The following is an 11,627-nucleotide window of genomic DNA, read 5'->3' as shown; positions in this document are numbered from 1 at the left end:
AGAAAGCGTTTACTGGTAACGATTTTAATGCTACACTTTATTGTGAAGTAATTGATCAGATCCAGCTTTTGAATTGCGGAGCCAAATTAGCTTGGCTCCTTTTTAGATAGCGATCGATCACAGATTAGCGCAGGTGAAATGAGTAATGATGATTGAATTGACCGGACTTTCGAAACGATACAAGCAGCAAGTGGTGCTGGACCAAGCCAATGCCAGTTTCACCGAACCTCAGAAAATCTATGCTTTGATCGGACCCAGCGGCAGTGGTAAGAGCACGCTGTTCAATATTCTTTTCGGCCTGGATAACGATTATCAAGGCCATTATCAGCTACTGGGGCACAATGCGGCTGAACTGACCAAGAAGCAGTGGGCGATCATTCGCGAACAAGAAATGCGGATGGTCTTCCAAGATTACAAACTGCTGGAGAACTTAACGGTTTACGACAATTTACATTTGTCTGGCGATTATTCGGACCAACAGATCGAAACCGTGCTCGCTACCATGAAGTTGACCCAATTCAAGACGGCGATCGTCGCTGACTTAAGTGGTGGTCAGAAACAACGACTGGCCATCGCCCGCGCGGTGATCGCTAAACCGAAGATTCTCTTGCTGGACGAACCCACCGGTAACCTTGACCAAGAGAATATCGAAATGACGATGACCTACTTGGATCAATTACGCCAACAAGGAATCATGATTCTGATCATTACCCATGATCCGCAGGTGGCGGAGTTCGCCGACGTGGTCTATCAATTACAAGACCAGCAATTGATTTTGACAAAGGGCAGCCGACCAGAAGAGGCGCCAGATGACGTTTCAAGGGAGATCATCTCAGCGACACCAACGACGATCCCTCCGGCCGCCAAGAAACATCTGTTCAGCTATACCTGGACGAATCTCCGCCATACCAAGCGGCGTTTATTTTTCTTAGCGATCCCGATCATTATTATTATTTCTGCCTTTATTCTAAGCTTTACGGCTTTTCGCGCCAGCTCGACCTTATCCTTTAAGAATTCATTCGGCGGGATCAGTGAGCGGGCAATAACACTGAATACGCAAGATCTGAATCGAAAGACCCATGCCCGTTATCGTAAGGAGGGCATTGTGAGTTCCTTCGATGGCAAGCGGATCGGGTTTTCCCAGGCCGACCTTACCGCGGCGCGTAAGTTGACCGGGGTGGCAAGTGTGACGCCCTTCAATCCAGGTGGGGTCAACTTATATGATTCTCATCAGAACACACTCAAATTGACCTATTTAGCGGCAGAATTCGACCCGTTGATCCAACGTTATCAACGGCTGAATAATAAGCTTGATGAGATCACCTTTGAATTCAACATGTCGTCCACGCCCCAACGAGTCATTCGCGACTTCAATGAAGCCAACATTGACCTCGTCGCAGGGAACTATCCCCATGATCGCAGCGACGAGATCTTGATTCCTGACGTCCTTGTCTTGCAGAAGTACCACACCACGGATCTGCGCCAAGTCTTGCGGAAGTCCATAACCCTAAATGTTCGGAAAAATCGCCAAACTAAGAAACATCACTACCGAATCGCTGGCGTTTACAATACCGACTATGCCCATGGTTTGAGCGCTAAGTACCCAATTTATGTGGGTTATGCCGCTGAAGATGAAAAGACCGTCTACCTAGATAAGGAAACCTACCAATTTTATCGTGATCTCCTGACTGAGGATGAGGCTACCGCCGCGGTCAGCCAGAGCCTCATCGCGAGTTACACGCAATACGAGCAGGCTGTCGGTACCGGCTATCAAGGAATGTTGATCGTGGCTGCTCACGACACCGACGTCCCGCAGTTGACGAAACAATTACAAACGAAGTACCCCGCTTACAAGATCACTTCTCAGGAAGATCTCCGCCATGGTGAGCTGGGCGCCATCTATCAGCGGTTGATTTGGAACCTGATTGGTGGTTCTGTGGCGATTGCTTTGATTGCCGGTGTCTTGATCTGTTTCTTGAATAAGAGTTATATCAACGGCCGTAGTCGTGAATTGGCGATTTTATACAGCCTGGGTTATCAGCGCAAAGATATCTTCCAAGTGATCGCATTGGAGAACGGGCTCTTGTTTGGCGCTTACTTCCTTATTTCTTGCGGTATCTGCGCCTTACTCAATCGCTTTCTGCTAAGTAAATTAAGTAGCGCCCGCTTGTTTATCTACCTGTTCGCTCCCGAAAATATTGGGGCGTTGTTCCTCCTGGTCGTGATGATGCTGTTGATCTCGATCTTGTGGGGGATCAGTGGGGTCAAGCAGAAGAACCTGAAGTATTATTTGAATCACTGATCAAGTATTTAAGCGACTGAACGCTAAAATAATCGCTTGTCCAGAAAGGTTTGAAGCTCAATGAATAAGAAAAAGCGCCATGGCAAGTATCGGGGTCTCAAGATTCTTCTAACCTTCGTGGGCGTGATTGCATTGCTAGTGGCAGGTGGTTACTTGATGTTGCGCTATCGGGAAAGCACCAAGAAAGTGATCGCCCTAGATAAACTTGATCAAATCGAGCTTGTTCAAAAGGATAATCGCTTGTGGCTCAAGGGTGACGCTGATATCAGCAAGCATCGGCGGATCTTCGTCGTGGATGGCACCCAATCTGGTAATGACGCCTATATTTATATCATGGAAGTTTTCAGTTTCAAACAGAATAGCCAAGTCCATTTTGATATTACCGATACCATCAATCGAGAGTTCGGGACAAACACGCCAATCAAGAATTATTACCTTGTCAGCGGAGCGGAAATTTGTGGTCAGGGCGCGACGAGACAGGAGAACTATACCGACGCCACCAAGTATGATCAGCGCCGGGACTTACCAATCAAATCAGAATGAGCCATAATAAAAAAGAGTGGGACCCTTCAGAAATAAACTTCTGCGGGACCTACTCTTTTTTGGTAGCGTGAATTATGGTAATTTAACGGTTTTGCGCGGGACAACCACCACATAGCGTTCGGGATCGACCCCTTCGGAATAGGTTTCCACATAGGGGCTGTCCGCTAACAAGGTGTGGATCTGCTTGCGTTCGAAGGACGGCATTGGATCCAAATAAACCGCTTGATGATCGGCGATCACATTGCGGGCGGTGCGCTTGGCGACTGAGGCCAGAACGCGTTCCCGGCGCTCGCGATAATCGCCAACGTTGAGCACGATCGCCTGATGCGTGCGGCCGCGGTGATTAAAGAAGGTTTGACTGATGTACTGCAAGGAATTGATCGAGCGACCATGCTTGCCGATCAGGAGTCCTTCTTTCGCCGTATCTAAATGAAAGACGATTTGGCGGTCATCACTTTTCCGATCGATCCGCACCAAAGATGGCGCGCCTAAGCGTTGGGTCAGATCAGTCAAATATAAGGCCAAGTCTTTGACGGCTTGTTCGTCATTGCGATTTTCAGTTTCAGCGGTTGCGACCGGTGCTGGTTGCGCCGCGGGGCGGGCCACTGGCGCGGCCGGCGCTGGTGTCACTGGTTTGACCGCGGTTGCGGTCGCTGACGCAGGCGTCGGCGCGCTGGCTTTAGCGGCTGGCTGGCCACTGCGCCGTTGCGGATCATTTTGCGCGTCGGTGCGGATATTTTGCCGCATTTCTTTTTCGATCTTCTTCTGCGCCGCTTGCCGCCGCGCGACGGTTTCCGCCGAAATCTCGACTTCGACCAGGGCGGTTTTGCGCCCTAAGCCTAAGAAACCTTTCGCTTCTTTGCGGCGGATCGTGATCGTTGCTTCTGTTTCCTCCAGGCCCAAGGCAGTTAAACCTTTTTCAACTGCCGCGGCCACGGTAACTCCTTCATACTGTGCCATAATGTTGAGCGACCCCTTTCTCGATTAGCGGCGCCGCGCTCGTTTCCAGGCGCGCCGTAAAGCCTTCTCTTTCTCCTTGGCTTCCGCTTCCTTGGCCTCCCGTTCCCGTTTCGCTTGGAATGGGTTTTGTAAGATCAACGTCTGAACCACTTGGAACGCGTTGGAAACAACCCAGTACAGGGACATCGCCGAAGCGATATTCAAAGCGGGGATGATGATCATCAACGGCATCACATACATCATGATCTTACCCGTCGAACCACTTTGCGGCATGGACAGGTTACTGATGTAGGTGCTCAAAAACGTGAACAAACCGGCCAGGATCGCCATAATGTAGTAGGGATCCTTCTCCCCTAATTGCATCCAGAGGAACGTCCCTTGCTTCAACGCCTCGGTGCGCCAGATCGCCTGGTACAAGGCGTACATGAATGGCATCTGGATCAGCATTGGCAAACAACCCATCATGGGATTGACGCCAGCTTCGGACATCAATTTCTGGGTCTCACTCCGCAACTTCTGCTGTGTTTCCACATCTTTGTCGGAATATTTCTTTTGGAGCGCTTGTAATTCTGGTTGGATCTCCTGTTGCTTCTTCATGTTCTTGGTGCTGAAATGGTTCAGCGGCAACAACACGATCCGCACGATGATCGTAAAGACCACGATGGCCCAGCCGTAGCTGTTGCCTAAGATCGAAGCGATCTTCAAGATAAACCAAGAGAAGGGGTACAGGACATAATGGTCCCAGAATCCCGCGCTACTCTTGGTAATTGGCTCATTCAAATTAGAACAGCCGGTCAAGACCAGAACCAAACTCAGGATCGCGACCAGTAAAATGATTTTCTTTAACTGCGAGCGTTTCTTCACTAATTTTCCCTCACGAATCGAATTATTCTGCTTGTGCTTCAAGCAACAACTGACTTAATTTTAGCACATGGATGAGATTAGTTTTAGTCTCTTTCATATCTAAATTTTTCGCATTGGCGCGGGCGATCACTAAAAAGTCCACATCGCCGGGTAATTGATCGGATAATTCCAATAAACTTTGACGAATATAACGCTTGATCTGATTGCGACAAACCGCGGTGTGACCGACTTTCTTGCCCACAGAAATGCCAACGCGGTAATGTGTCTGCCCCGGTTTCTTGATTTGATAGACGACAAAATTGCGGTTAGCCTTGGAGTGGCCAGCCGCAAAAACTTCTTGAAATTCTTTTTCTCGTTTGATCCGATACCGTTTCTGCATAACGCCGTTCCCATCTTTGTCTCGCGAAATAAACTAATAAAAAAAACCACTGAAACTCAGTGGCCTTAAGCAGATAAAACTTTTCTACCTTTACTACGACGTCTTGCTAATACTCTACGGCCGTTTTTCGTGCTCATGCGTTTCATGAAACCGTGAACGCGTTGACGATGACGTTTTTTAGGTTGATATGTCCGTTTTGTTGTCATGTGTGTGGCACCTCCCAAATATAAGTGGATACACCATGAAGATCGTTTCGAAATAATTCTGATATGTTCTTCAAGCGCAATTACTTTATCCATACTATCATACAGTTCTGGAAAAATAAACAGATTTCTCGGGTTTCCGTCAGGTTTTTTTTGAAAAGTTGCGTTTTAGTCGTCATTCAGGTGGAAAATCGAGGCGAAGCGGCGAAAAACAAGCGAATTCAAGAAAACATACGAATTCAAGATACACGAAATCAGAAAAAATAAAATCAGAGAAAATAAAATCAGAAAGTACGAATTCAAAAAATGCGAAATCAGAAAACACAAAATCAGAAAACACGAAATCAGAAAAACACGAATCCAAAAAGATGGTCAAGAAAAACGGGGGCGCCAGGCAGACTGGCTTGGTGATTCCTTTAGTTGGCCCGGTCACTTTTGGCGTGGGTCAGCAAGCCGGTCAGTAATAAGGTGGTCGCGGCCACCGTGATCAGGATGCCGCGCCCGTTAAGCCGCCACCAGAGCTGGCGATAACTGCTGATCGCGCCACCTTGGGTCAAGGTCAGATCCCGCCAATGATCCAGCGTGGCGACCACTAAACCTTGGCCCCAAATGGCGCCTAACAACCCGCTGAGCAGACACCCCAACAAATAACCCAATAAGACCAAGCCTGTATTGATCAAGCCACTCCGCCAGGCAAAGCGCCACCGGTGGCGATCATTTTTTAATGATTTCATTTTTATTCCTTTATTCACTTTCATTCTAACATTTTCTGCGGATTAGACAACCAGCTTGGGAAATTCTCAGCGACCTATTTTGCCGCTGGCCAAGCGCCCTAAAACGGCGATTTCATCAGGCTGAAATCGCCAATTTACTTATCCACAAGTTGGACCATTCCTTGGGATTATCCCTGTGGATTGTTGGACCGCTTGATTCCACTTGTCCCCTGCAAATGTGGATAACTCCAGTTGTCCACAGCTTGGTGCGCAACGCTTTCCACAACTCGCTTTTCGGTGGATATTTTCATGAAAACAAGTCGTGACGGCGCTGGTTATTCACACCCAGCTGTGGATAACTTTATTTTCGTTGGCGTTGCCTTAATTTGTCCACAAGCCTGTGGACAAATTAGCCGCAATCTGTGCGTAATTTATTGGTCTAGCTAAAAACCTGTGGAAAACTTTTTTAGTAAATGCTAGAATTAAGTTACGATTTATTTTTAAGATGGAGAAAGAGGCGGCTAAATTCATGGATAGTACGAAATTACTATGGCAACAACTCAGCGCCGAGCTTAAGAAAACGTTTAAGCCGGTCAGCTACAACACCTGGATTGCCTCCGTTAAACCAATCGAAATCTCCGGCGATACCCTTGTCCTTGAACTGCCCTCAGAGTTTCACTTAAATTATTGGAATGAGCATTTATTGGATCCCACCCAAACGATCCTCGAAGAATTGACCGGACAGGCCATGACGATCAAACTCCGCTTGCCCAACCAACTCACCAACCAAAATCAAGGGCAAACGCAGACACTGGATAACGACGAAAAAGCGGTTTACGGGCATGACACCCATTTAAACGACCAATATACTTTCGATAATTTCGTGATCGGCGCCGGCAACTATCTGGCGCAAGCAGCGGCGTTATCGGCGGCCGAAGAACCTGGGGAGATTTACAACCCCTTGAACATTTACGGCGGCGTGGGTTTGGGCAAAACCCATTTGATGCAGGCGATCGGCAACGAAATGCTGCGCCGCAATCCTGACGCCAAAGTCAAATACGTCACCAGCGAAGAGTTCACCAATGATTTGATCAACTCGATCCGCACCCGCCGCCAAGAGGCTTTCCGCCGCGAATACCGCTCGGTTGACCTTTTGCTGGTCGATGATATTCAGTTCTTCGCGGACAAAGAGGCGATCCAGGAAGAATTCTTCCACACCTTCAACAAGTTATATGAAAACAAAAAACAAATCGTCCTCACTTCTGACCGGATCCCCAGCGAGATCCCCAAGCTGGAAGACCGCTTAGTTTCCCGCTTCCGGTCTGGCTTATCCGCCGACATCACCCCACCGGACTTGGAAACCCGGATCGCGATCCTGCGCAACAAAGCCTTAGCGGAAGGCCTAGAAATCGACGACCAGACCCTCAGCTACATCGCCAGCCAGATCGACACCAACATTCGCGAACTGGAAGGCGCCCTCGTCCGCGTCCAGGCCTACTGCACCATCAACAAGATCGACATTGACCTGGAAAACGCCATGGCCGCGCTCCAAGGCCTCCAAGAACTTTCCGCCGAACGCGGCCTGTCGATCAGCGGCATCCAAGAAGTCGTCGCCCAATATTATCGCCTCCAAGTCGCCGACATCACCGGCAAGAAACGCACCAAAAACATCGTCGAACCCCGCCAGATCGCCATGTACCTCGCCCGCGAACTCACCGACAACTCCCTACCAAAAATCGGCAAAGAATTCGGCGGCAAAGACCACACCACCGTCATCCACGCCCACGAAAAAATCGCCACCAACATCAAACGCGATTCCGAACTCAGAAAACAAGTCAGCGACCTCCAAAAACTACTACAGAATTAAGAGTGCGAACCACACCGGGTAGTGCTTGAGCATTAGCCTAGTCACTGTTTTGGGAGCCGGTTTTAGCTCCCGGAACAGTGACGTAGCTAAGCGGAAAGCACTGGGGTGGTGAGCACGTTTCAATAAAGTGCGAACCGACCCGGTTAGCTCCTGAGCATTAGCCTAGCAAGGATTTTGGAAGCGGTCTTCGCTTCCGGAAGCCTTGCGTAGCTAAGCGCAGGGAGCTGGGGTGGTGAGCACATTTCGGTAGAAAGTGCGGAGCGCAACGGGTTAATTTCCAGCATTAGACTAACGATGATTTTACAACTCGCCATTCCCCACTTTTCTCCTTTATAATTGTCCACCGGTGGACAACTTTGTGCAGGGATCAAAAATCCGTCCTGTGGATAACTAAAAAAGTGTCCCCAGAATTCTCCACAAGTTATCCACAGTGAAAATTGGTCACGAGTGATTCGTCACCGGACTTTTCCACAGGTTCCACAGGCCCTAATACTAATACTAAAAATACTATAGCTTTATTAAAGACAAACCGAGGAGGAACCACTATGAAATTCACAATCAATCGGAACAGTTTTATCCGTTCATTCAACGATGTTTCACGGGCTATCCCAGCTAAAACCACGATTCCGATTTTAACCGGGATCAAATTAGATCTGACCAATGATGGGTTACTTTTGACGGGAAGCAATTCGGACATTTCTATTGAAACTTTCATGCCTGTCAGTGATGAAGAATTAAATCTGCAAATTGAGTCTGTCGGGAGCGTTGTTTTAACGGCGCGCTTCTTCGGTGAAGTCGTCAAACGTTTACCTGAAGACGAATTCACGTTGGAAGTTCGGGACAATTACCAGACCCGGCTGACTTCAGGTAAATCCGAATTTACCGTTGTCGGGATCGACGCCAATGATTTTCCACGCTTACCTGAAGTTGAAGATCAAAGCGAGTTGAAAATCGGCGCTGATATTTTACGGGACTTGATCAACCAAACCGTCTTGGCCGTTTCAGACCAGGAAACCCGGCCGATCTTGACGGGGGTCAATTTCACCATTGATGGCAATGGGTTACTGGCGGTGGCCACGGATAGCCATCGTTTATCCCAACGCCGGCTTGATTTACCGGACATTACCAGCACCTATCGCATGGTGATCCCCGGCAAAAGTTTGCAAGAACTGAGCCGAATGTTAGCCGACCAAAGTGGGGACATTGCCCTGCGGATCAGCGAAAATCAAGTCCTCTTCAGTTTCGGCGCGACGAAATTCTATTCCCGTTTGCTGGAAGGTAATTATCCGGACACCGCGCGGTTGATTCCAACCGAACACAATGTGCAATTGCAACTGAACGCTTCGACATTTTTGGCGGCGATCGAGCGGGCGGCTTTGCTGTCCCACGCCAGTCGGGCCAATGTGGTGCGGCTCGTGCTGACCCCGGCGGACAATTCGGCGATTCTGTCCGGGACCTCGCCAGATGTGGGGAATGTGGAAGAAGCCTTGACGATCACGGCGTTAACCGGGGATGAGCTGGATATTTCTTTCAATCCAGATTACATGAAGGACGCGTTGCGGGCGTTCGGACCCGCCGAGATCAGCCTGAATTTCACCACCAATCTGCGGCCGTTCACGCTTGTGCCGACAGCGGATGGCGAGCACTTTGTCCAATTGATCACACCTGTGCGAACTTTCAACTAGACCAATTTTATTCAGCGTCACACAAGCCTGATTTCACCCTTTTTCCGGGAAAATCAGGCTTGTTTTATCGTGCTTTTTGGCGTGATCAGTGGTTTCAGTTGGGTCTGTGATACAACAGCACCGACACTTTGATTTTTAGTGATTGTGAGAAAAGGCCGTTAATAGCGGGAAACAGGTCAGATTGCTAGCGTAGCAAGCTGGGGGTATCTTGACGAGCCCCTAAGACTTAAGCGTTACCGTTGATTAACCTAATCAATGGTTTTTATTTTTCTTGCGCCAGCGGGCGGGTTTGGCGGGAGCTAAGTAGTTAAGCTAGGCGCGGATTCACTATGACGTTTTGGCACGGATGTGGGGTGGCGCTTAAAAAAAGGTGGATTTTCCGCTAGAACAAGAAAAAAAGCCCTTCTCAGCAATTTTAACGAAAATAGGCTATCTGGCTTATTTGAACTAATATTTGCTGAAACGGCTTTATTTGCGGTTTAAATTGTTTTTTACACAAAAAAAGTGTATAATTTAGAAGTACAAAAAGTTGGAATTCTAGTGCTGGGGGCGAAAATAATCAAGCAAATCAAAATCGATACCGAATACTTGACCTTGACGCAGCTTTTGAAAGAAGAAGGCATTGTCGGCAGTGGTGGTCAGGTCAAATGGTATTTACAGGAAACACCGGTCCAGTTGAACGGCGTCACCGAGGCTCGACGGGGCAAGAAGCTTTATCCCGACGACATCGTGCAATTGGCTAGCGGCGAACGTTTCCAAATCGTGAAGGTCTAAATGTACCTCCAGCAAATTGCGCTGACCCATTTCCGTAATTACGATCGGCTGACGGCGGAATTCTCGCCGCAGATCAACGTGCTGATCGGTGAGAACGCGCAAGGCAAGACGAACCTGCTCGAAGCAATCTATGTGTTGTCACTAGCGCGCTCCCATCGAACAACGGATGACAAATCGCTGATTCAATGGGGGCATGATTTTGCTAAGGTCAGCGGGGTGATCCAGCGGCGGCTCAGTCCCTTGCCTTTAGAATTGGTCATTAGCCAAAAGGGCAAGCAAGCGCGGGTCAACCACTTGGATCAAAAGCGCTTATCTGATTACGTTGGCCAGTTCAATGTGGTGCTGTTTGCCCCAGAAGACCTGGAATTGGTCAAAGGCTCACCGGCCAAGCGCCGCCGCTTTATTGATATGGAGTTTGGCCAGATCGACCATCAATATCTTTATAATATTAGCCAATACCGCAGTATTTTACGCCAACGAAATCTTTATTTGCGTCAGCTTAAGTTTGGCGAGGCCAAGGACCGAGTCTATTTGGAAGTACTGTCTGATCAATTGGCGGGTTTTGGTGCCGAAATCGTGTGGACCCGGCATCTTTTTTTGCAACAAATGGTCGCTTTCGCCAGCGCCGAACACCGCCAGATCACCCAAAATCGCGAGGAATTGCAGTTCGCGTACCAAACCGTGCTGCCAGAAGCCGAGTTGACCAGCTCAAATCAGATTTTCCAATTCTTACAACAGGATTACCAGCGTTTGCAAAAGCGGGAGATCCAGCAAGGCACCACCTTGAGCGGGCCCCATCGTGATGATGTTCGGTTCATTGTTAACGAGCAGAATGTGCAGGAATTTGGCTCCCAAGGGCAACAACGGACAGTGGCGCTTAGTTTGAAATTGGCCGAGATCCAGATGATCAAAGAAAAAACCGGCGAGGCGCCGGTGCTATTGCTGGACGATGTGTTGTCGGAATTGGATGATTTGCGGCAAACGCATTTGCTGCACACGATCCAGGATCAAGTGCAGACGTTTTTGACCACTACTAGTTTGGATGGGGTCGCGCAGGAGGTCATTGGGCAGCCGACGGTCTTTCGGGTGACGCAGGGGCAGATCGAGCGTGAGTAGGCAGTTGGGGCGGTGAACATGGTTCAATGATGCCCGCAGCTTGCGCTGCGCGTGGCGTTGGTGGATTGCAGATGTGGTGGGGCTCCAGGTCGGGCTGGGGGTGGTGGAACGCTGCGGGCACGATTTTGAGCTTTTCGGAAGTGCGCCGAAAATCTCAAAACTCGGCCTTATTGTAGGCGATAAATCGCCAACAATAATATCGCGGCTGACTCACCCCCAGC

At 48.9% G+C, this 11,627-nt stretch carries 11 protein-coding genes; 6 read left to right on the top strand and 5 right to left on the bottom strand.

What is annotated here, in order from left to right:
* Positions 1-145 precede the first annotated feature (145 nt).
* Positions 146-2,302: an ATP-binding cassette domain-containing protein gene (locus tag EKM94_RS10245; RefSeq protein WP_125601419.1), complete on the top strand. Its 2,157-nt coding sequence runs from the start codon at positions 146-148 to the stop codon at positions 2,300-2,302.
* 60 nt (positions 2,303-2,362) lie between these two features.
* Positions 2,363-2,845 (top strand): hypothetical protein, encoded by a 483-nt coding sequence (locus EKM94_RS10240; protein ID WP_125601415.1) that lies wholly within the window; start codon positions 2,363-2,365, stop codon positions 2,843-2,845.
* 72 nt (positions 2,846-2,917) lie between these two features.
* On the opposite strand, the gene jag is transcribed toward EKM94_RS10240, so the two are convergent.
* The 5 genes from jag to EKM94_RS10215 all read right to left on the bottom strand — a co-directional run bounded on the left by jag (position 2,918) and on the right by EKM94_RS10215 (position 5,985).
* Positions 2,918-3,805, bottom strand: coding sequence for an RNA-binding cell elongation regulator Jag/EloR (gene jag / locus EKM94_RS10235; RefSeq protein ID WP_125601412.1), 888 nt, complete (start codon positions 3,803-3,805; stop codon positions 2,918-2,920).
* Between the two features lie 24 nt (positions 3,806-3,829).
* Positions 3,830-4,669: a membrane protein insertase YidC gene (gene yidC, locus EKM94_RS10230; RefSeq protein ID WP_225422210.1), complete on the bottom strand. Its 840-nt coding sequence runs from the start codon at positions 4,667-4,669 to the stop codon at positions 3,830-3,832.
* A 22-nt stretch (positions 4,670-4,691) separates the two neighbouring features.
* The gene (rnpA, locus tag EKM94_RS10225) at positions 4,692-5,048 is read right to left on the bottom strand and encodes a ribonuclease P protein component (RefSeq protein WP_125601409.1); all 357 of its coding nucleotides are present in this window, start codon (positions 5,046-5,048) and stop codon (positions 4,692-4,694) included.
* A gap of 65 nt (positions 5,049-5,113) precedes the next feature.
* The gene (rpmH, locus tag EKM94_RS10220; RefSeq protein WP_083479007.1) at positions 5,114-5,254 is read right to left on the bottom strand and encodes a 50S ribosomal protein L34; all 141 of its coding nucleotides are present in this window, start codon (positions 5,252-5,254) and stop codon (positions 5,114-5,116) included.
* Positions 5,255-5,667: 413 nt separating this feature from the next.
* Positions 5,668-5,985, bottom strand: coding sequence for a hypothetical protein (locus EKM94_RS10215; protein WP_125601406.1), 318 nt, complete (start codon positions 5,983-5,985; stop codon positions 5,668-5,670).
* Positions 5,986-6,493: 508 nt separating this feature from the next.
* Between EKM94_RS10215 and dnaA the strand changes: the two genes are divergently transcribed.
* The 4 genes from dnaA (at position 6,494) to recF (ending at position 11,406) form a co-directional block, all read left to right on the top strand.
* Entirely contained in the window at positions 6,494-7,831 is a 1,338-nt protein-coding gene (gene dnaA / locus EKM94_RS10210) for a chromosomal replication initiator protein DnaA (protein WP_125601402.1), read from the top strand.
* 545 nt (positions 7,832-8,376) lie between these two features.
* Positions 8,377-9,516: a DNA polymerase III subunit beta gene (gene dnaN, locus EKM94_RS10205; RefSeq protein ID WP_125601399.1), complete on the top strand. Its 1,140-nt coding sequence runs from the start codon at positions 8,377-8,379 to the stop codon at positions 9,514-9,516.
* A gap of 540 nt (positions 9,517-10,056) precedes the next feature.
* On the top strand, positions 10,057-10,290 hold the full coding sequence (yaaA, locus tag EKM94_RS10200; RefSeq protein WP_225422209.1) for a S4 domain-containing protein YaaA: 234 nt from the start codon (positions 10,057-10,059) through the stop codon (positions 10,288-10,290).
* Entirely contained in the window at positions 10,291-11,406 is a 1,116-nt protein-coding gene (gene recF / locus EKM94_RS10195; RefSeq protein ID WP_125601396.1) for a DNA replication/repair protein RecF, read from the top strand.
* Positions 11,407-11,627: the final 221 nt, after the last annotated feature.

The organism is Lapidilactobacillus achengensis (genome assembly GCF_003946655.1).
GTDB lineage: Bacteria > Bacillota > Bacilli > Lactobacillales > Lactobacillaceae > Lapidilactobacillus > Lapidilactobacillus achengensis.
Note: the sequence above shows the minus strand (reverse complement) of the source record. Positions and strands in the feature narration are given on the sequence as shown.